The organism is Paenibacillus mucilaginosus 3016, from assembly GCF_000250655.1.
GTDB lineage: Bacteria > Bacillota > Bacilli > Paenibacillales > NBRC-103111 > Paenibacillus_G > Paenibacillus_G mucilaginosus.
This window is the reverse complement of sequence record NC_016935.1, coordinates 1,395,015-1,417,365: the sequence shown is the minus strand read 5'-3', so window position 1 is coordinate 1,417,365 and position 22,351 is coordinate 1,395,015. Positions and strand designations below refer to the sequence as shown.

The window sequence follows — 22,351 nt, the reverse complement described above, 5'->3', positions numbered from 1 at the left end:
TTCCGGTCTACCGTATAATCAGGGCACACATTTTGAATCGACGCAGACGCAAAGCCAACGGAAACTCCTATGTTCCTGTAACAAAAAAAAGTCACCCCATTAGAAACTTGAGGTGCCTTTTAAATAGACCTTGAATAGAATTTAGTATAGCTAGCCTTGGGCAGTCTACGTTACCCTGCCTGTTTACAAAACCAGGGAACAGCGGCCGCGGCGCACTACTCCTTGGTTATTGCGCTTCATTACCGTTCATCATGAAGAGAAGTTCTATCTTACTTAGATAACCAATTCGTTTTTTTCGTTTTATTAGCTTGCATTTTTCATTAGCGTGATCTTTACTTTCCGTCTGATTTCAGATCCGCCACCACTTCAGCGATGGTAAGGCTCGAGTCACAAAATCGACAGTTAGCATAAGCTCTTCGTAGGTCCTCACGACCACCTTTCCCCATACAAACGAGCTAACTCATGGAGTCTTACGGATAAACCCTGGTCCAGCACTCCCGTCTGCGCTGGGGTCTCCCAAAAAGGGCACGGGGTGCTACTGAGGTGATGGCAGGCATATTCGCCATCCTCCTTCATCGAGTTTAGGTTAGAAAACTAAAACTCTTTAAGCATGACAACCCTTGGTACAGTGATCCTTGAGGCACCTCCTAAGCTTCTAAACGCGTCTGATGTTGCAAAAAATCAGTAACGAAGAACATTCTAACAGAGGAAGGCGCTAAGGCCTTCCTCCGATAAAATGGTTCTAACTAATGAATGCCGGATTGATCATGAGGCACCGTTACGGTTGCCGTTACTACTGTTTTGTTGCCCGCTTTATCGGTAGCCGTATACGTGATGGTGTAGATGCTTCCTCTTTCCGCACGCACGCTGAATGAGGTGGCGGCTGTGCCGAAATTGGCCTGAATGTCGCCGCCTCTGCCGCTATCCGGCAGATTGCTCGTGATGGAGGTCAACACCACCGATTCGATCCCTGAACCGTCGTCGTTCGAAAGCAACGTGGCATTGACAGGCACCATCTTATGATTCGGCGGCCAAATCATCGTCTTGTCCAACTGGACAGATAATACCGGGGCTGTCTTGTCCACTTTGAACTCAATCGTTTTGAGTTGTTCTACATTGCCGGCTTGATCCTTGCTTCGGTAACCCATCTTATAATCTCCGTCACCAAAGGCAGGAATGGAACCGGTATAGGTGATCCAGGCACCGTCATTCACTTGGTATTCCGTTGTCACTGCTCCTCCATATACACTTGCGTATACGGAAAGGCTAACGGTAACATCCGTTGTGTACCAACTATTCTTGCCGCTAGGCGAAGCAGGGTTTAACGTTGCGGTAGTGATAGGAGCAACCTTCCAAATGTTGCTTACAATTGCGCTGGTTACATTCGATACATTGCCTACGGCGTCCGTTCCTCTCGCATATACGGTATCATTGTCTTGGACAACAACAGGTCCCGTATAGGCAGTCCACATGCCGCTATCGCCCACTTTGTACTCCTTCACTGCCGCATCTTCCGGATAGGTGATCGTTACGGTAACACCCTGATTGGTCAGAGCTGTGGTATCTACTGCCAAGATTGCGTCAGCCGGTGGTATACGGTCGATATTGCCAACCGCATATTGGGTGACGTTGGAGACATTGCCGGCAGCATCCGTACCTCTTGCATACACCGTGCTGGTCTCGGAGATCACCACAGGAGCGCCGTACGCGGTCCAAACGCCGGTCTCGCCTACCTTGTACTCCTTCACTGCAGCATCGGCCGGATAGCTGATTGTTACAGTAACATCCTGATTAGTCGGCTCCGTAATGTCGGCAGACAATACAGCGTCCTCAGGCGGCAGCCTGTCGGTATTGCTGACGGTATAGCTGGTTACATTCGAACTATTGCCCACAAAGTCCTTGCTCTGTGCATAAACAGTAACATTATCGGATACGGTGACAGGCGAAGCGTACGCTGTCCATGTGCCGTTATCCCCGACTTTGTACTCCTTGACCACCGCGTTGTCCGGATAGCTGATCGTCAAGGTAACATTACCGTTGGTCGGGTTTGTAACGTCCGCTGTGAAGACGGCGTCCGTAGGTGCTGTCTTGTAAATGTTGCTGACCGTGTAGCTCGCTACGTCCGAGACATTGCCCGCAGCATCCGCACTTCTTGCATACACCGTTACGTTTTCGGAAACCGTTACCGGACCCGTGTACGCTGTCCATTCGCCGTTATCGCCAAATTTGTACTCCGTCAGCACTACGTCATTCGGATAGTAGATTGTTACAGTAACATCTTTGTTGGTCGGCACTGTAATATCCGCATACAAGCCGGCCACAACCGGAGCAGACTTATCGAGGTTTACGGTAACCGTATGCTGCTGCTCCACATTGCCGGCCCAGTCTACGCTCCAATATACTAACGTATGCGTTCCATAGGTGGTCAATGTGACCGTGTTCCCTGTTTGCTGTGCGCCGCCGTCTACTGTGTAATAAGTAGCCGCAACACCGGAGCTTTCATCTGTGGCGTTAAAGTTTACCGCCCTATCCGTGTGCACGGGCCCCTGCGGCGCATCATCCGAGGTAACCGGAGGCGTCACATCTGCCGGTTTCACTGCCCCGTGGAATCTCACTTCATTCACATTTCCAAACCAAGTGTTTGGGTTGACAATTCTGATGTAACGGTACGGTACTTTACTGCTAACCGCCAAGGTTTGCCAATCCCGCGTAGCTACCGCCGCTTTGGTGAGAGTCGTCCAGGTCGTATTATCGTTGGAGCCTTGGATCACTGCACCATTGATTCTTGCATAATTTTGATCTTGTCTTGCGAGCAGCTCTACACTCGTAAGCGTAGCTTGATTGCCAGCTTTAAAGTCAAAGACGATGTAGCTTCCCGTTCCGGAGTTGTTGCTTCCAATACGGAAGTCGGAACCCGTGCTTGCATTGCTGTCAAACAAAGCATTCACCTGCTGCAAGGTTTGCGCGGCAGTTCTTCCTGAAGTTGAATCTATAAAATTCGCGTTGCTGGTGACATTTTTAATCACATCCGACTCATCAACAAGGTAAAGAGAAGTGTTGTCTGTTGTTTGAGTGGCCGGATACCCTGCCGTTCCATCTTGTTTATTGTAATTCACGGTGAATTTCACCGGCCCTGAAGCCACGCCTTGATTCAAGGTCGCCGTAGCCTTCCAGTTTATATTGTCTGTGGAAGATACAGTTGCATCTTGGCCTTGAATCGCTACTTTTACGTCTTTTATGGGCTCATTGGCTACAATCGCTACATTTACTGTGTTACCTGGCACGATCCTGTTCATGATGCTTTGAGCCGAACTGATCGAAGCCGATTGGATTTTGGTCACGGAATCAACCTTTCCATGGAACCTCACCTCAGCCATATTGCCAAACCACGCATTGCCATTATAAATTCGGATATAACGATACGGCACATTGCCGCTGACCGATAATGTTTGCCAATCTGGTGTAGAAACCGCTGCATTCGTGAGTGTCGTCCAGGTCGTATTATCGTTGGAGCCTTGAACTACTGCACCGCTTAGTCGAGCAACTTGATCTTGTCTTGCGAGCAGTTCTACATTCGAAAGCGTAACTAGATTGCCTTCCTTAAAGTCAAAGGTGATATAGCTTCCGGAGCCGGAGTTGTTGCTTCCAATACGGAAGTCGGAACTCGTACTTGCATTGTTGTCAAACAGATAATTCACCTGTTGCAGGGTCGTTGCTGCAGTTCTTCCTGCAGTAGAGTCCATTAAATTGGCGATACTGGTCACATTTTTAATCACATCCAACTCGTCTACAAGGAACAGAGTGGAGTTATCTGTAGTAGAGTGAATTGGGAATCCGACTGCTCCATCTTGCTGGTTGTAAGTAATGGCGAAATTTACTGTGCCTGTTGCTGCGCCTTGATTCAAGGTTGCCTCTGCGGTCCAGTTGATATTGTCCGCAGAAGTAACCGTCGCGGCTTGACCTTGGATTGTGACCTTGACATTATTGATCGCTTCTTTGGAAGTGAAGGTCAATTGGGCCGTGTTACCTGGAACAATCCTGCTTTTGACGCTCTGAGCCGAACTGATCGAAGACGACGCGATTTTGCTCAGGGACTTCACAACGCCATGGAGTCTTACTTCCGCCATATTGCCGAACCACGTATTCGCATTGTAAATTCGGATATAACGGTACCCTTTCGTATCGCTAACCTTCAACATTTGCCAATCCGCTGTTGATACCGCTCCTTTGGTGAGGGTCGTCCACGTCGTATTATCGTTGGAGCCCTGAACGACTGCACCGCTTAGTCGAGCAACTTGATCTTGTCTTGCAAGCAGTTCTACATTCGAAAGCGTCACTTGATTGCCTTCCCTGAAGTCGAAGGTCATGTAGCTTCCCGCTCCAGAGCCGTTCAACCGGAACTCGGAAGCCGTACTTGGATTGTTGTCAAATAGATAATCCGCTTGTTTTAAAGTATCTGCCGCGCTATAACCAATCAAATTGGCGAGGCTGGCCAGATTCGTAATCAAATCCGAATCATCGGCAGCGAACAGCTTGGAACCATCGGTTGTGCCATACAGGGTATCTCCGTTCGTTCCGTCCTGCTTGGTATAATCGACACTGACTTTCACATCGCCGGTTTGATCTTGTCCCGTCAACATTGCCGTAGCCGTCCAGTTGATATGGTCCGTCGTACTGACTGTGGCATCCTGGCCTTGAATTTTAACCTTTACGTTTTGTATCGCTTCTTTGGCCGTGATGGATGCTTTAACTGTATTGCCTAGTGCAACCCTGCCGTTAAGAGCCTGATCCGAACTTAAGGAAACCGATTGAAGCTTGTTGCCGATTTCATGACGCGTTCCATAGATGTCAAAATCGCGCATTTCCAAGAGATTAACCACATTCCCACGAAGAACATCGGGCAGCGGTTTGATCATTTCCAATTTGATATACCGGTATTTCTCATTTTGGTATGCAGGATCTACATCAAGAGTATGATAAGCTTGCGTATACTGGGTGACTCCCGGTGTCAGCCGAGTCCAGTTCATCTTATCATTGGATCCATATACCGTGGAGTTGGCGAGACGATCTACGAAGATATTGCTCTTGAACCCAAACTTGGTAGCTGAAACCTTATAATCGGGACCGAAATCCAGCAAATGATACAAATGCGGCGGTGACCCCTGCGCCAGACCAAACCAAGCGCCGCTCTCCCAATCACCATCATTTACATAAGTGGCATCTTTACCAAAGGTGGACCAAGCAACAAGCTTGGACCACGGCATGCCGAAATCAGTTAAAGGCGTCACTAATTCCAGACCATCAACTGCAGCCCTTAGAGCTTGCAATTGCATATCGAACTCCACATCGGACGCAGTGTTAATCAGACTCAACGTTTCGTTATGAACCGTGTGGAAATTGTTAAGTGTTGCTTCAATGTATGCTTGGTTACTATCATAGGACGAAGTAATGGCTTGTACTGCAGAAGCACGGTCGCTGCTTACGATAATGTTGACATTTTTGACCGAAACGGTAGTGCCGTCCGTAGCCGCAACGACAACGGAATAGTCTCCGGCCTCTGTAGGCTGCCAGGAAAATGCGCCTGTATGGGTATCTATCGGAAGCCCTTTGGAATTATTCTGAAGCTCATACGCAATCACATCCGTGCTGCTTGCATCCGTAGCAGACAAATCTACATTCACGGTCGCTCCTACATAAGTATAGATCTTCAAATCGGAGCTTCCGGCTTTGAATACCGGGGGTGTCAGATTCGTGCCTGCCGCCGCATCAACGGAGTCAATATCGACGGTAACACCAGGGGCTCCTTTTACCGTCATAAAGACCATATCGCCAAAGCCCCCGGCCAACACTACATATTTCCACTCCCCCTTTGTATCCGGAAGGGTGAAGGTCGAACCCACCCAATCAATTGTGGTTACGCCATTGGTTCGAATTTTGAATCCAAAGGACCCCGAACCGGCACTTGCAAAGCTGAGAACAGCTATTTTACTTCCTTCTTGAGTTGCATTAAATCGGATGAATCTGGTATCGCCCTCTTGCATCGTAGCCGTATGGTTGTCAAGATTCGTGTACCGGTCATCCAGATGGAAGGTTTTGCCGCTGGTTTGATCCTGAGGTATAAACTTTGCTGCATCAGCCTCAGCCTCCGGCGGCAAATAGAGCCAGAAGTCATTGCCTGCATCCTTATTGCGCCAGCCATCGGGAGTTGACGGGAGTTTCTTGGTGAAGGCTTCATAATAATACGGTGCAATCTCGGCTACATCTTCATGTCTTACATAAGTATAGTAGGAATAAAAATCCCAGAAGTTTGCCGTCGTAAATCTTCCCCAGTAACCGTGTGCAATTGTATTATAAGTGTCTCTTATAGTTCCACCCATACCAACGTTATCAGGGTCGCCGCCGGTAATGGCGTATGCCTGCGGTGTCCATGGCGTATCATAACCGAGCATGAACTGCCAAAAATAGTCGGCTGCCGCCAAAAGTCGATGATTCAGGAACTCCATGATATCCACTGCATTGTCCGCTGTAGACGGGGTTCCGGCTACCGGGTCTACTTTGGTTCCCTGGGCGTGAATCAACCGGGTAATGATGGCCGCGTTGGTTAAGTCGCCGCCGCCATGCGCTTGGTCCCTGCCCATCTCCATATGCTGGACGTGAGGTTCTACCGGCGTTCCTTCCCCGACTATCGTTCCCGGCTTTTGTTCCTCCGTTACCCACCGGAACAGCGCCTTAATTGATCCGTTGAAGCCTTGGTCATTAGCTGTACGGTTAACGGTAAACCATTCCACAGCCTCGTTGTATCTCTCGCGGTTGCCGGTAAAGATATACCCGGATATGGCTCCAATGAGCGGATAATTATGCTGGTTCATAAAATGGTGTTGGCTATGCAGCAATGTTTCCGTTATCGGAATGATAAGATTGTTGGTTAATTTAGCTGTATCTTGATCTGTCCAAGCCAGTGATTCTGTTTGAGTGCTTGTATACCTTAAAATCTCCGCTGCCATGAGCATTCGGTTAAGAGGTATTCCTGCGTGAATATGAGCATCTGAATAGTACTTGTATTTCGCAGGATCCATCTGTTCCCAAATACGGATAATCATCATTGCATTGGCACGGTATACTTCATCGCCGGTCACATAATACATAACCGCCTGTGCATATGCCTTTATGCTATCTGCAATAAACCTTCCTTGAATACCCTGACTGTCGAAATAATCAGCACTTGGTGTCTTGCCATCGCCGCTGTTGCTTGACGTAACCGTCTTCGAAGCTTCAGCAGCCGGGAGCAGCATGGTATTAAAATAGTACGTCCAAGGTTGTGCTCCCGTTCTGACCTTCAATCTAACGTTATCAAGAAGCTCCTTGGTTTGTCCTACACCGGGATGTGTAAACCCGGCTGCATCGGTTGTTTGAGTGATCTGCGGCAGATAATCTGTAAAAATCGAGGTTGTTTCCGCTTTCACAGCAACCGGCAAAGCGATTAAAAGCATCTGTGCCAGCAACACAATGGCTGTAACAAGGGATAACACTCTTTTTCCCTTTTGTTTCATCTGAAATCATCCTTTCATTTAGAAGCTTTGCTTCCTGAGAAGTAGGGCAAAATTAAAGCGTTTTCAATAACCCTCCTTTTTTTGATTAAATAAGATTCACATAGCCGGCATCTATCTAGGATAGGATAGGAACACCTATAGATTTGATTTACCTAAATCTACAAATGTCCCTAATTACTTAAATAAACAATAATACATTCTTCATTGTGATTACTTCTTTTGAGCGAGGAAAGCGTTAATTTGATTCGTTAATTCTGCTTTAATTTTATCTACACCTGAAGCCTTCAAATCCGCATTCATCTTTGACAAGTTCTCATTAACGTCGCCGAAGCCGGACAGTAAAAATGGCATATACTTATCCATAACTGTGTTGCATTTGGCAATTTCACTTTTTACAGGCTCTTGATCAAATGTAAATCCTGCCAGTACATTTTTCTTAAATGTATCCGGCTTATATTGATATTCATAATATTTTTGAATTTGCTCCGGCAATCCTGCTGGGATTCTGGTTAATGTCGGATTCCAAGTCAACTGGTAACCGGGGAAACTGTAATTTTTCGCCGGATCGACTCCATCCGGAATCTTCCACTGATTCGTTCCTACAGGCTCCCAGTTTGTACCTTTTATACCGTAAGTAAATAAGTCATTGTTCTCTTGATTGGAGAAAACCCAATCCAGGAATTCCATGGTTCTGTCAATTTTCTTGGAGGAAGCAGGGATGGCAATGAAGTTCCACGCCTTGCCATCCGTAGATTGAGTGCCAGGTTTCATTTCTTGATTGTTCTTAAAAATAGGCCAGAAACCAAGTTCAGCATTCGGATCCTTTGCTTTTATTTTGGCTTCAGTTCCCTTGAAACCACCTATTGGTACATATCCGGCAGCTTCTTGCTTTCCTTGTGCTCCATTCGGGTTTGATAAGGTATCTACCGGGATAAATTTGTTAAACCGCTTCGCTTGATTAAACTGGTTCATCAGATAATCCAGACCGTATGTGGGATTAATTTTAGCCCATTCGGATGCCGGATCTCCATAAGCTGCCACACCTGCAACGGATTTCCCATCATCGGCTATTTGAGCGTAAATGAAATTTCTCTTCGGATTTCCGGCGCCGGTAAATGGAAATACTTTCCCTTCCAGCTGTTGTGCATTGATATCGGTAAATAATTTAAAGAAAGCCGTATTTCCGTAATTCGCAAATGGTACCATGTCTTTTTCGTTTTCTTTTACTTTTTCAAGGAAGTTATACAAATCGTCATAACTGCTGATATCCTTCATTCCGTACTTCTTTAATAAATCTTTTCTATAATATACGCCTTCCATATCCATAAACGTGTTTGCAATCGGAATGGCATAGGTATTGCCAAAAATTTTATTGTCATTGATATATTCTGGTGAAAATGCCTTCTGAAGTCCTGGATATTGAGGGTTGTTAAAGTATTTGCCCAAATCTGCCAATACGCCGTCTTTGGCGAATTTGTTCAATTCCCACGGGATAAAGAGGTCGACATCTTCTCCCGATGTCATCCACAATTGATGCTTGGTACCATAGTCGGCAGGCGGTGTCCATACCACATTCAAGTTCGTATTAAGAGTTTCCTTCGTCCGTTTCTCAAACTCTCTAAAGGCGGGATCGACAGCGCGGTAATGCCCGTTTTCCGTCCCGAAGAAACGAATATTAAGCGTAACCGGATCCTTCTTTGTTGCTGGCGCAGTACTTTCAGCCGGCTTGCCTGATTCCTTGCTGCATCCAACGATGGATGCAGCAAGCATTGTTGCGGCAAGCGGCAATACCAAAAACTTTTTGTTCATGTTTTTTCCTCCCCCAATGAAAAATAATGATATATACTAAACCTCTTTTGCGGGTCTAGCCCTTAACGGCTCCAACTACCAATCCCTTAACAAAGTACTTTTGTATAAATGGATAAACAAAAATAATGGGACCTACAGTGACGACGGCGGTAGCCATTCTGGCAGTATTGGTTGGAACTACATAATTAGCCATAACTCCTTGCATTTCATTCATTTGATTCATAAAGTCCACTTCTCTCAATACCTTCATGATCAGATATTGCAAAGAATACAGGTCTTTATTGTCAATATAAAGGGTGGCTGTAAACCATTCGTTCCAGAAACCGAGTCCATAAAACAACCCGATCGTTGCCAATGCAGGTTTTGCTAATGGAAGGATGATTTTATATAAAATATAGATGTCATTAGCTCCATCTATTTTGGCGGACTCCGCCAGCGAATCCGGGATTTGCTTGAAGAAATTTCTTAACAGAAACATATTAAACGGATTAATCAACACCGGTAGAATATAAACCAAGATATTGTCTCTTAAGCCTAAATATTTGGCGATTAGAAGATACGAAGGGATCAAACCTCCGTTAAACAACATCGTAAAATACACGAAAAAAGCAATCTTGTTTCTGTGAGTAAACGTTTTTACGGAAAGGGCATAAGCCATAGCACTCGTAAGGATAAGGCAAAGCACCGTACCCAAAACGGTGAAAATTATGGTTGTCTTGTAAGCATTGAATATTGCGTTATCCTGAAATATGACCTTGTAAGCAAATAACGAGAATTCTTTTGGAAAAAGAACAAAGCCAGTCGCTTGTACAGCTTTTTCGTCTGATAGGGAGCTTGATATAAGAAGGATAAAAGGCACAATGCAAAATATTGAAAATATGGCCATAAAGAGATAAGAAAATAGATCTATTGCTTTATTCTCCAAGCTGGTTTTCATTTTTTTATCTCCTTCCTTTAAAAAATGGCTGAATCCGAATCATATTTCTTGGCAAAATAATTCGTTATATATACGATGACAAAACCTACAAGTGCTTGATAAAGTCCGATCGCAGTAGTCATGCTGAAGTCATTCATTTGCCTAAGCATTCTGAATACATAAGTGTCAATGACATCGGTCGTTTCATACAAATTAGGGTTGTCTCCTACAATCGCATAAATCATCCCTAAATCCCCGTCGAATATGTTTCCGATGCCAAATAAGGTCATAAGCACTGCTGTTGTTCGAAGCTGAGGCAAGGTAATCTTTGTAATACACTGCATACGGCTGGCTCCGTCAATTTTGGCAGCTTCATATATTTCCTGATCAATGCCTGCAATTGCAGCCAAATATATAACGGAACCGAAACCTGCGGTTTTCCATATTTTCAATACTACAAGTATCCCAGTCCATAATGCCGGATTTGAATAAAAATTTATTTCCTGCCCTTCTTGTATAATACCAAGCGTTTTTAAAACGGAATTAATAAATCCTACATCAGTCGACAGTAATGCAAAAACAAACATCGAAACTAATGTCCAAGAAATAAAATTCGGCAGAATGACAACAGATTGCGTCACTTTTTTAAAATACTTGGAGCTGATTTCTGATAGTACAAGGGCAATAAGGATAGAAAAAAACAAGCCGGTAAAAAGAAACAATAAATTTAAATACACCGTGTTCCAGGTTACAACCAGCCAATCCTTTGAAGTAAAGAAATACTCAAAATTTTTCAGACCGACAAATTTACTTTTAAAAAGTCCTTTCATAATATTAAAGTCTTGAAAAGCTACGATAATTCCCACCATCGGGAGGTATTTGAATATCACAAAAAATAAAACACCTGGAAAAACCAATAGGTACAAGTAGAAATTTTGTTTTATCTCTGAGAAGAAGGTCTTTTTCTTCTTCTTAATGACTACGCTGTCTGCTTTATTATTGCTCAAAGCTACATTCATTTATATCCTCCTTCCTTCTTCTTTACGGAACTGAATGCCGGATACAAACTCATTGATCTCAAAATTCCCCTGCTCCGCACTCAAAATCAACTCGCCATTGACCCGCAAATTGGTAAAGGTGACCCCTTCCACACTCCGTTCACGGTCAAACCCGTATATTCGGTTTATGTTTTCATTCCTGCCATTATAGGTCACATTCCGGAAATGAATGTTCTCAATACGTTTACCGGCAACAGGGTTATATTTCTCGTTCCACACCACACGGATGTCCAGCAGCTGGCCCAGCTCAAAATCCTCCACACGGATGTTGTCATAGGTGACGTTCCGCACTGTGTTATTATCGCCGACATTAATATTCATGGCCCCCCAATAACCGGGCTGGGGCTCATGATGCTCCAAAATATCGATATTGCTGAACTGGATATCCTCGATCAAGTCACCTCCCCGACGGTAGTCCCCATGTCCGCCGATATTCATCGCATGAGCGACGTCAGCCCAGAGGATGGAGTCTTTGACACTTACGCAGCGTGAATCCCCTTTATAATCCCAACGGCTTCCGTATACGGCAATACAATCGTCGGACGTCCGCAGGAACACATCCTCGATCTCAATATAGGAGCTAGCCATCATGTCGATGCCGTCGCACCATCCCCGCGTGCTGAAGGATTTGAAGTTGCGGATCCGGATATGCTCGGACTTGCCGATATAGATGCTGTAGTGAGGCGGGTCCAGCAGCACGATCCCTTCCACGGTAATATGTTGCGAGAAGTGGATTCGGACACCCCGGAACGCAGAAAACCGGTGGAAGTCAGCTAAATACAATACCCCTCTGCCACGGATGGTAACATTCTGTACATGATCACAGACGAGGGAGCCAACCACAATGGCACCGCCGGCGATATAGACGGTTTTCCCGGACGGGATGCGGAAGATTGTCTCCTCCAGATAGTGCATCCCCGGCCCAAAATAGATCACTTCCGGCGCCGCCCCCCCGGGCTCCTTCGGATTGTCGGCCAACCGATAAATATCATCCATCCGATGGATGGCAGGCTTCAGGAACAGCACGTTCGGGGCGTCCTGTTCCGGCGGATTCTCCTCCGGAGCATTCGCGAAAAGATGAAGATTGCCGAAGCGGTCCCCGTTCACTTCTATGGACAGCTTACAAGGTTCATTCAAACGGAAGGTAACAACCGCTCCTTCCACCTCGAACGGAATTTGCTTCGAGAGGGGGCGGATAACCGTTTGATGAACCGGTCCCTTCCGGCTCTCGACCCGGACCTCCACCGTTCCTTCCATGTCGAAATAGGTCATGGATGCCTGTCTGACATTGTGCATGTCCACCTTCGCTTCATATACGAAGAGTGGCTGCCAGCTCTCCCCCGGAATGCGGACGCTAACCTCAAAATCATCCCGGCCTACCGCCCCTTCGGGCGCCTCCCAAATCTTTAAAAAGCTCATCAATTTTTTCCTCACTTTAACAAGATAATCTCTTCTCGATGTTTTCAGTATGCATAAAAACAGCGCTTTCAGACTACTTTAATATATTACGAACACTGTGATCGAACTCTTTCAAACACTGCAATCACGCATGATTCCAATGATTTCAGGAAATGAGAAAGGACGTCCTTCGAATGAAATATCGCATATGTAAAAAATGAAAAGAGGAAGGCGTAATGCCTTCCCCCTGACTGTTGAGAATCTTTCAACAGTCTTTCTTTTCATCTATTTAGTTTAATACGACAATGCGTTAATATAGTATAATATCGGTAAAGAGTTTAGCAGAAAGTAGGTGTTCTTCTTGTTATATACTTATCAGCCTGAGCCTCAATTGGACTATGAGCTTATTTGTATTGAGCATATGGTGCCGGACAATCATCTGCTGCGGCATATCCAAAAACATATAGACTTTTCCTTTATTACAGAGCTGGTTCGCCCTTATTACAGCCAAACACACGGCCGGCCTTCCATCCTTCCCGTTATGCTTTTTAAGATGCTGCTCATCGGGTATCTTTACGGGATTCGCTCGGAGCGCCGGTCGGAACAGGAAATCAATCTGAATATTGCCTACCGCTGGTTTCTGGGCATTGGTCTCTCCAAAAAAGCACCCGACCACAGCGAACCGGAATAATCGCTTTGAAGGCAAAGAAGTATTCCAAGAGCTCTTCGACCATGTCGTTCGTGTAGCTATGGAACACCGCATGGTAGCCGGCCGCGTACTCATCACGGACTCTACTCATCTTAAAGCCAACGCCAATAAACGTAAGCTTAACAAGCAAGTGGTAGAATGTTCGCCCAAGGAATACATCGAGGACTTGGACAACGCCATCAACGAAGACCGGAGGAAGCATGGAAAAAAGCCATTACAAGAGAAGGAGGTGGTGGCAAAGACCAAGGAGGTCAAGATTAGCACAACCGGCCCAGAGAGCGGCTTTATGGTTCGGGACGGTAAGCCGGAAGGCTTCTTTTAATCATCGTACGGTAGACCATAAATACAACATCATTACGGACGTTCATGTTACCCCTGGGAACGTGCATGATTCGATTCCTTACATCGAGCGGCTCAAACACCAGGTCCAAATTGTGGATTTGGCGAAACACTGGAGGCTGTAGCACTGAATGCCGGTTATTTGACATCTTATATTTGCAAAGAAGTTCACGACATGAACGTGTTTGCCGTCATTGGGCATTGGTCTTTCTCCCCTGTCAAAGGACTTATGAAGAAGTGGCAGTTTACGTATGATGCGGAGAAAAATGTTTATGTATGCCCCGGCAAGCAAGAACTGAAGTACTCCACTACGAACCGGGACGGCTACCGCGAATATAAGTCAAACCCCAGTCATTGCAAAACTTGTCCGCTGCTGGAGACGTGCACCCGATCCCAAAACACACAGAAGGTCATCACCCGCCATGTCTGGGAAGACAGCAAAGAGTGGGTGCGTCTTAACCGGCTTAGCCGATCAGGTAAATATCTGTACCGCCTGCGGTACCAGACCATAGAGCGAAGCTTCGCGGATGCCAAAGAGCTCCATGGGCTTCGCTATTGCCGGTTTCGTGGCAAGGAAAAAGTCCGGGAACAGGCACTGATGACCGCAGCGGCACAGAACATAAAGAAAATCGCCCTCCACCTTGCCAAGAAGGCAAAGTAGAGGGCGATTGTAATTTGATGCATCAAGAAGAGGTACTTTTAACCATAGGTGCCGTTCTAACCTGCTAAAAACCGCATTTTCAAACAACCTGAGGAAGGCGTAATGCCTTCCCCTCTTACTGAACCTTTTTTATTCATTTCCGGACTGATCGTGCGGCTCAGTGACGGTTACAGGATTACTTACCGCCTTTATCAAGATACGCCTGGATTTGCTTGACCAACTCTGCGCGGATCTTCTCCATTCCCAACCCGCGAAGTTCCTTGTTCATCTTCGCAGCCGATTCTCTCCAGTTCTTGTCGGAGCCTGTGACGAAGAGAGGTTTGTATTCTTCAAGCTTGGGAGATACTTTGGCAATTTCAGTCTTTACTGGCGTTGCGTCAAATACAAATTGGGCCAGAGGCAGCGTATAATACGCGTCATTCGTTTTTACAAATTGGAGCACCTTTTTCGCATACGGATCCGTATCAGCATTCGTGCGTTCATACATCGAATTCATTGACAATTCATACCACGGGAAGCTGTATTTCTTAGCTTGATCATCCGTACGCGAATAGCCATGATCTCCTACCTTGGTCCAGTGCTCGCCTTCGATTCCCCAGGTGAACAGATCGTTGTTTTCCTGGCTGCTGAAAATCCAATCCAAAACTTTCATCGTACGGTCAACATTTTTGGACGTAACCGGAACGACAGCGTGGTTGTACGGGATATAGTTGGTTCCGAGAGCTTGGGGCTGAAGATGCGCGACTTTGGTGTTATAGACGAAGTACTCGATATCTGCGCCGGGAATAGCTTTTTGGATCGTTTTCTTAACGTCAGCCATCCCTCTTATATTCCATTCATGTGCTGCGGCTTTGCCGGAATCGAACAGCGATCCGGGGTTCTTCTGAGCCAAAACATCTTTCTCAAGGTATTTGTTCCATTGAACATACTTATCCAGGTATTGGTACAGGTAATCCTGTTTATTATACGGAGCCGGGAGGTTTGCATAATCCGATGCCGGGTCGCCCAATGTTACTGCACCTAGTACCTTTTTGCCGTCATCGGAGAGAATCACGCTGAAATTCACGCCTGTACCGGAGATGAAGTACGGGTTGGTGCGAATGTTCTTCTGTACCTCTTCATTAGCGAACATTACACCATTGGCAAAGCCGCGAGTATTGCGAACAGCCAGAGGAACCAGCTTCGGGTCTTGCTCCCTCACCTTATCCATGAACACCTGGAACTCTGCCATGGTCTTGATCGGTTGCAAGCCATATTTCTCGCGCAAGTCCTTGCGGTAAAAAATGACGCCCGGAATCTGCCAAGCCTCCGTCATTGGTATGCTGTAAAGATGGCCGTTAACTTTATTGGCTTCAATGAGTTCCGGCGGAAACGCTTTCTTCAATCCCGGGTATGCATCATTGTTGAAATACTTTTCAAGTGGCTGATAGTACCCCTTTGCAATATTCTGATACAAGGTGCCGTTGCCAAGATAGTCGAACGACAAGTCCACTTCTTCGCCGGCGGCCATCTTCAGTCCAAGCTTCAGCGCCAGATCGCCGGTAAACTCGATATCGAGCTTGGTATTCAGTGTATCCTTGGTGCGCTTCTCGAACTCGGCCAACACCTTATCCATCTCTGCCGGCTTTGATTGCAGGAACAGTAATTTCAATGTTACAGGTGACGGTGGCGTAGACGATGCACTTGAAGCTGTGGAAGCATCGGAGCTCGGAGCAGTTGAAGCTCCAGCATCTTCCTTACTTTTGAAGCAAGCTGCAACGGATAGCATCATTGTTGCAGAAGCCATCAATAAGGTCGCGTTCTTGATCAGTTTTCTTCTCATGTTGCAATTTCCTCCTTTCCATTTGATTACCATTAATTCAATCGATGCTCCATTCGGTAATGCTGCGGCGACTTGCCAGCGTACTTCTTGAACGAGACATAAAAGTAGTTGGAATTTGCTATGCCGACCATCTCGCTGATCCTAGCCGCGGAATAGTCGGTTTGGATCAGCAGTTCCTTGGCTTTCTCAAAACGGTAATTGCTGAGATATTGACTTATGGTCTCTCCACATAGATCGTTGAAAATTTTTCGGACATGGTTTTTGGTCATTCCGGTTTGCTTTACCAGGTCGTCAATGGTTAGATCCGGGTTGCTGTATTCCGTGTGGATGTACTCCTTCACCTTATCGACAACCTTGACACCTCGTAATGAAAAATCATTATCCCGGAAATCCATGATCTTCTCACAAATTCTAATGTACTCTTCCTTGATATGGGCTAATGTATCCCATTGACGCAAGGATTCCGATAATGAGGACAGATCCATGTGCAGCAACTCATCATCATCTGTAATCACCTTCGCAACACGTTCCGACATTATCACCATTTGGGACAGGTACTGAATGATCTCTTCATATTGATACTTCGATATCGTTTCGAAAAACTCGTCTACAAGCGTACGATGCTTCCTTTTGTTTCCCGTCTTCATCTGATCCGTAATCATCTTTTCCAATTGGTAGGGGTATTCATCCGCCGGCATCCGCTGCGACATCTCCGGCTCATAAGCGATTACCGTTCCCGTCCCGTGAACAATCCTGTATTGCGCCGCCTGACAAGCCTGGCTCCAAGAATAAGTCACCTGCACCAGACTGTGTACAACAGTACCAAAGGATATGGTTACGGAAAAGGGGAGATATTCCGTGATATTTCCCAGCACTTCGTTGAATGCTTTATGATAAGCATCGGCATGATGAGATTGCCCCTCAGCCAAGTTTATTAGAACAGCGATCGTATCATCGCTGTATTCGAATAGCTCCGCAGTACCGTAAGGCCGCATAGTTTCGTCAGCAATATTCATAATCGCATACTTAAACAGCGCCAGATCTTCAAGTTGAAATCTGTTGCTTAAGGAATAATAATTATCGATTCGAATTGCGGCAGCCAGATAAGGTCCGCCGTCAAGAAGGATTCCAAGGTTATGAGAACGCTTAAGATTAGCAGGGGTTTCCTTAAACACTCCAAGAATAACCTCTTTGAGCAGCTCCTTCTTGCCGGCATCGCTGTATCTTGAGATGCTGCTCTGCAAATCCTGCACCCGTTCTTCTTGATGGGAAATCCATGATTCGATCATTTCATACTCGTTCGCATGCGGTGAATGCAAAGGTTTGGTCGAACTTCCCCCTATTTTTCTTGCCAAATTCCGAACGGGTATATAGATCGACCGAATGGAGAGAATAGCACTTACAATTGCGATAATGATAAATAGACCTGTAATACAGAGGATAAACCGCTGAACCATGATTACGGTCCCCAAAACGCTGTTTTCCTCCACCATACTGATTGCGATCCACCCTAGTTGATCGGATTTCAAATAGGCGACCAAATAGTTATCCCCTTTGATCGAAACACTGATTTGTCCCCTTGTATGTTCGGAATGCAAAATCTCATCGATATAACGTTCATCCGCAATACTTTTCATGAGAAATTGTGGGTCCGAATGGGAAAGCACCATACCTTGCTGATTGATAATCATCGATTGCCGTGATATTCCCTGCCCTGCCTTATTTATAAGCTCTTGAAGCGTTTGTTGATTCAAGTTAACAACCAGCGCCCCATCTGAAGCTCCATCCTGTTTAAACTGTGTATAAACGATCGATAACAAATTCATGTCTACTGGAGTATTATTAGAAGAGAACCGTTCCCTTCTTGGAATAAAAACTCCTCGGTTGCCCATTTTCTGTCCTTGTTTTAACAGTTCGGTCATCCCGTTGTCGTAGAAGGAATCTACCGTGTTCTGGGTGCTTTCGGAGGAAAAGACGATGTCATGATTCATGTTATAGATATAAACTGATTCTATTAAGGGATTAGCTGCTTTTAAATCCACGAGCTTATCCCGGATCCGCTTGGATTGCATGCCGGTAAATTCATCCCCGTACATCGCATTAAATATCTCCATATCATTCGTATAAAGCTGCCCGAAGTAGTAATAGGTAGACCTCAAAAGCACGTCAGCCGTGTGGTAAGCTTGCTCTGTCATTGTATCAACTGATGCTTTGGCTTCCTTGGTTAAGCCTCTGGAGACGATATTCATCATGAAAAACGAAACTAAACTAACCAAAATCAGAACGAGCATAGAATGAAAAAAAATCGTTTTCACCAATACCGAATTTTTCAACGGAATACCTCTGATTATCCTTATCATTGTCAGCCCCCCGTCTATGTCTATATTCTGTACTTTTTTATGGATTTTCCTTTGCATCTTATGATAAATCATACAAGACTCAAATCATAGAAGATTTAATAGTATGGTCATTGTAGCAAAAATATTAAGCTCATTAAAATAAATCGGACATAAAACATGACGTGTAATGTTGTAAAACACAACTTGAATAAGATACAAGAAAACCAAATGGAGTGGTTTGATATTCCACAAAATTGGCCCGCTACCAGCAAGTGGATAAGCCCTCAAAATGCCTTATGAAGAAACACCAGAATGTCAAAACGCGAATCAGGGAGCAGCTGCCGCGCGGCGGTCTGCTCCCTGGTTATTTTCGCTAACTTCCTCGTAGCTCAATGAACGCTGCACTCTGCCCCCTGCTTGTTTTCCTTCCCTGTTACTTGGGAATATAGGTGTAATAGAAACATTACTTCGCTGCAACGGCTTCGATCTCAATGAGCAAATCCGGCGAAGCGAGCGCTTTGACAATAACTAACGTCGTCGCAGGGGGAGCGCTAGGCAAGGACGATGCACCAGCCTCCATGAAGGCACCGAGCAGATTTTCATCCGTTAAATAGATTGTGGTTTTGACGATGTCGTTTGCATCCATATCTGCAGCGGCAAGAATGTTGTATAAATTATTAATCGCGAGCTCCGTTTGTTGCCGAATATCTTTGCCGGGAGCTCCGTCCGAACCTACACCTACTTGACCTGAGATGAACAGCATACGTTGGAAAGACGTAATCTCAACACCTTGGTGATACATGTTTGAGGAGCCCATTCCTGGAGGGTTGAATTTTCTTAGCATTCTTCCATCTCCCTTATTACCCATATTCTACTACCATTCAAGCATATTAAGATTCGTGCTCAAAGTTGTAATCGTGCATTAGATTTCCTTACGGCGAACCATAGTTCAATGGAATAAAGCCCCGCTCTTTCGCCGCAAACTTGCAATTCTATTTCATCCACCTGCTCATAGCCTGATGTTGGGAGCCATTCCGCATAAAATCGTCGATACAACGTCTCCATGGTTCCACCGAATGCATCCCAAGCAATTGGTTCCGAAGGGAAGATCGCCCATGTTTGTGCGGGAATCATGATGGTTGAATAACCGTTTGCGTTGCTGGTCCCGCTTTTAAAGGCACAGATCATATAAGGGAAAGTATCGTGTCCTGTATGTTTGTAACTGCAAATCCCATGTACTTTGTATAAATCTTGGCTTACAAAACGGGGCAAGTCTCCGGCGTTAGCAGCAAGTCTCTCAACTTCGCCATTGGCGTGGGATTGCTGCCAGAATTGTTCCGGCGTGTTCGGTGGATCCCCACTTCCATCGCTGCGGAAAACTCGCTCCATACCGAATACCTCGAATGATTCCTTCGTTTCAATACGATAATTCATCGCATCTACTCCTTTGATCGTAATCAGGAAGGAGAGGCGCGGATAGGCTTTAAGAGCAATGCCGTCTTGGCGAGCCATTGCCGGCGTGATCCCATGAAGCGATTGAAAAGCTCGCGCGAATGAAACCGGGGACTCGTAGCCGTATTTCATGGCGATATCGATCACTCTGGACGCCTCGCTATTCTTCAATTCGAGTGCGGCAAGGGTGAGCTTTCGGCGCCGAATATATTCTGCCAGTGTTACATTGGTAATGAATGAGAACATCCTTTGGAACTGATGAGACGAACAGCATGCTCTACGCGCAACTTCACTCAGCTCAATCTCCCCAGCCAAGTTTGATTCGATATAGTCCATCGCCCGGTTCATCCGTTCAAGCCAATCCATCGAATCCCTCCTTTCAACCCAATTATAAAATACCACTAATATCGCATCGCAACTATTTGTGCACAAATAAGTTGCGTCTTCTTGAACAATTTAGAAAATTTGGCTAAACTGCCGTTGCTTCAATGAAGAAGGGAGCAGCTGCCGCGCGGCGATCTGCTCCCTGGTTATTGCGCTAACCTATAGCTTAATCATGACTACTGAATATAAATTACATCACCATTCAAATTCAACATTTCCCATAGTTCTATCTCATCTTGATCTGAGCATCCAACTACGACGTCATAATGGTCCTTATTTTTCCTGATCTCCGTTATACAACCAGTCACTTGTAGGGAATTATTCAGGGACACATAAAGCAAAACCAGTGGTGGATCGGTTCCACAATCATTAAAATCAAAATCATCTACGAAAAAGTTAATGCGTAGATTCGATCCAATTGTCTTGCAACTTGCGGATATATACGATTTGGCCGATATGATACGCGTTATGGGTGGTCACGTTGGCGATGACCTGCCACCACTTGGCCTGCTCGTCGAAGCCGTCCACGGCCCTTTCCAGTTTGTCAGGAGCAAGATCCTCCTGCCAGCGCAAGAGCACTTTCAGTAGATCTTCCCTCAAGGTTTTGAAATCCCGGCCCTCCGGCACAACGAAGCTTTCGTCGTTGCTTGACATCCGCGGCACCACATCAAGCCGGGACGCCCGGTAACGCTCCTGCCAAGTCTCATTCCAGTACAGCAGATGCTGCGTGATCTCCGAGATGCTCTTGACGTTTGCGTCTAGCTTCCGGAAGGCGTCTACTTCGGACACCCCCTCGGTCGCCTGCTTGAAAGGCATATACCAGCTCGGATCATCGGCATTGGCAAGCAGTTGGTCGGACAGCACTTCCTTCGCATGAGCCATGAAGCACACGCTCCTCTTCTTTTTATTGAGAACTAATATGAGAATTATTAATATTAGAATTCGTTTATACATCTTCTAGGCTACCCTCCTATATTTGGCTGTTAGGACGGACGGCACCTAATTCGCGGATAGCTTAGCCTTCAACACTTTTAATACAAATCCAAAACAAAAACCCAAATATCGCTGAAGTAAAGAAAGATAATAACGTACCAAGTCCAGTATCCTTGTTTATGAAAGCACGGATTGTGAGTAGGAAACACATCATAAATATAAATGCTGGAAGAAAAATGAATATAAATTCCACGATACCCACCCCGGTTCGATATCAAGACCCTAAATCCAATTTTAACATATTTCTCCACTAAACTGCCCATTACTTTAATGAAGAAGGGAACAGCTGCCGCGCGGCGAACTGCTCCCTGGTTGTTGCACTATCGTTCTTCGATAGCGTAACAGTTTTATTACTTGAGCTGCTCGCTCAATCCGACGATAATGCCTTCTGGACCGCGGATGTAGGCCAGTCGATTCGTGTCCCCGAATTGCACCACTTCGCCGACCAGTTCGGCGCCATGGGCAAGCAGGCGCGCGACCACGTCATCGATGTCATCGACGGCGAACATGATGCGGCGGATCCCCAGTTCGTTCACCGGAGCCTTCTCCGGCCCAGTTCTGAGCGCATCCGGTGTGTAGAACTTGTCCAGCTCGATCCGTCCGTGGCCGTCCGGAGTGCGCATAAACACGAGGGTAGCACGGACGTTCTGAAGGCCAATGAGACGATCTACGGAGGAGCCTTCAACGGTCGTTTCGCCCTCCAACTCGAATCCGAGTTGGAGAAAGAAGGCTTTGACGGCTTCGAGGTTGTCAACGACGATAAGGACGTTGTCCATTCGTAGTAATTTATTATTTGTCATATTTTTCTCTCCTTGAATGAAAAGTCATGATCTCTAAAAGCTGTCCTCAATTAAGTTTATGTCTAAGCGTCACTGTCATAAAGTTATGCAGTTGCTGCAGGGTCTTATTCAGCTAACGTTC

11 protein-coding genes and 1 pseudogene are annotated in these 22,351 nt (G+C 45.8%); 1 reads left to right on the top strand and 11 read right to left on the bottom strand.

Going from position 1 to position 22,351, the window contains the following annotated elements; translation table 11 throughout:
- Positions 1 to 746: 746 nt before the first annotated feature.
- From PM3016_RS06355 to PM3016_RS06335, 5 genes are all read right to left on the bottom strand, one after another.
- Positions 747 to 7,550, bottom strand: a complete 6,804-nt coding sequence (locus PM3016_RS06355) for an OmpL47-type beta-barrel domain-containing protein (protein ID WP_014368811.1) — start codon at positions 7,548 to 7,550, stop codon at positions 747 to 749.
- A gap of 210 nt (positions 7,551 to 7,760) precedes the next feature.
- Complete coding sequence (locus PM3016_RS06350; protein ID WP_014368810.1) at positions 7,761 to 9,359, bottom strand: ABC transporter substrate-binding protein; 1,599 nt, start codon at positions 9,357 to 9,359, stop codon at positions 7,761 to 7,763.
- A 55-nt stretch (positions 9,360 to 9,414) separates the two neighbouring features.
- A complete protein-coding gene (locus tag PM3016_RS06345) occupies positions 9,415 to 10,296 on the bottom strand; it encodes a carbohydrate ABC transporter permease (protein WP_013917550.1) in 882 nt (293 codons plus the stop codon).
- 17 nt (positions 10,297 to 10,313) lie between these two features.
- Positions 10,314 to 11,294, bottom strand: a complete 981-nt coding sequence (locus PM3016_RS06340) for an ABC transporter permease (protein WP_014368809.1) — start codon at positions 11,292 to 11,294, stop codon at positions 10,314 to 10,316.
- Complete coding sequence (locus tag PM3016_RS06335) at positions 11,295 to 12,752, bottom strand: glycosyl hydrolase family 28 protein (RefSeq protein WP_014368808.1); 1,458 nt, start codon at positions 12,750 to 12,752, stop codon at positions 11,295 to 11,297.
- A gap of 400 nt (positions 12,753 to 13,152) precedes the next feature.
- On the opposite strand from PM3016_RS06335, the pseudogene PM3016_RS06330 reads away from it, so the two are divergent.
- Positions 13,153 to 14,440 (top strand): annotated as a pseudogene (locus tag PM3016_RS06330) (IS1182 family transposase).
- A 175-nt stretch (positions 14,441 to 14,615) separates the two neighbouring features.
- Here the strand turns inward: PM3016_RS06330 and PM3016_RS06325 are convergent.
- From PM3016_RS06325 to PM3016_RS06300, 6 genes are all read right to left on the bottom strand, one after another.
- A complete protein-coding gene (locus PM3016_RS06325) occupies positions 14,616 to 16,262 on the bottom strand; it encodes an ABC transporter substrate-binding protein (RefSeq protein WP_014368804.1) in 1,647 nt (548 codons plus the stop codon).
- 32 nt (positions 16,263 to 16,294) lie between these two features.
- Positions 16,295 to 18,595, bottom strand: a complete 2,301-nt coding sequence (locus PM3016_RS06320) for an AraC family transcriptional regulator (protein ID WP_238540453.1) — start codon at positions 18,593 to 18,595, stop codon at positions 16,295 to 16,297.
- Positions 18,596 to 19,064: 469 nt separating this feature from the next.
- The gene (locus PM3016_RS06315) at positions 19,065 to 19,445 is read right to left on the bottom strand and encodes a RidA family protein (protein ID WP_014368802.1); all 381 of its coding nucleotides are present in this window, start codon (positions 19,443 to 19,445) and stop codon (positions 19,065 to 19,067) included.
- A gap of 59 nt (positions 19,446 to 19,504) precedes the next feature.
- Positions 19,505 to 20,419 carry an AraC family transcriptional regulator gene (locus tag PM3016_RS06310; protein WP_014368801.1) on the bottom strand — a complete coding sequence of 305 codons (915 nt, stop codon included), beginning with the start codon at positions 20,417 to 20,419 and terminating at the stop codon, positions 19,505 to 19,507.
- Positions 20,420 to 20,833: 414 nt separating this feature from the next.
- Positions 20,834 to 21,319: a DinB family protein gene (locus PM3016_RS06305; protein ID WP_014368800.1), complete on the bottom strand. Its 486-nt coding sequence runs from the start codon at positions 21,317 to 21,319 to the stop codon at positions 20,834 to 20,836.
- Between the two features lie 461 nt (positions 21,320 to 21,780).
- Positions 21,781 to 22,230 (bottom strand): VOC family protein, encoded by a 450-nt coding sequence (locus tag PM3016_RS06300; protein WP_014368799.1) that lies wholly within the window; start codon positions 22,228 to 22,230, stop codon positions 21,781 to 21,783.
- Positions 22,231 to 22,351 lie beyond the last annotated feature (121 nt).

Bases quoted from the DNA above. Each gene is read 5' to 3' on its own strand.
- PM3016_RS06355 (WP_014368811.1), bottom strand. From the start codon at position 7,550: ATGAAACAAAAGGGAAAAAGAGTGTTATCCCTTGTTACAGCCATTGTG.
- PM3016_RS06350 (WP_014368810.1), bottom strand. From the start codon at position 9,359: ATGAACAAAAAGTTTTTGGTATTGCCGCTTGCCGCAACAATGCTTGCT.
- PM3016_RS06345 (WP_013917550.1), bottom strand. From the start codon at position 10,296: ATGAAAACCAGCTTGGAGAATAAAGCAATAGATCTATTTTCTTATCTC.
- PM3016_RS06340 (WP_014368809.1), bottom strand. From the start codon at position 11,294: ATGAATGTAGCTTTGAGCAATAATAAAGCAGACAGCGTAGTCATTAAG.
- PM3016_RS06335 (WP_014368808.1), bottom strand. From the start codon at position 12,752: ATGAGCTTTTTAAAGATTTGGGAGGCGCCCGAAGGGGCGGTAGGCCGG.
- PM3016_RS06325 (WP_014368804.1), bottom strand. From the start codon at position 16,262: ATGAGAAGAAAACTGATCAAGAACGCGACCTTATTGATGGCTTCTGCA.
- PM3016_RS06315 (WP_014368802.1), bottom strand. From the start codon at position 19,445: ATGCTAAGAAAATTCAACCCTCCAGGAATGGGCTCCTCAAACATGTAT.
- PM3016_RS06310 (WP_014368801.1), bottom strand. From the start codon at position 20,419: ATGGATTGGCTTGAACGGATGAACCGGGCGATGGACTATATCGAATCA.
- PM3016_RS06305 (WP_014368800.1), bottom strand. From the start codon at position 21,319: ATGGCTCATGCGAAGGAAGTGCTGTCCGACCAACTGCTTGCCAATGCC.
- PM3016_RS06300 (WP_014368799.1), bottom strand. From the start codon at position 22,230: ATGACAAATAATAAATTACTACGAATGGACAACGTCCTTATCGTCGTT.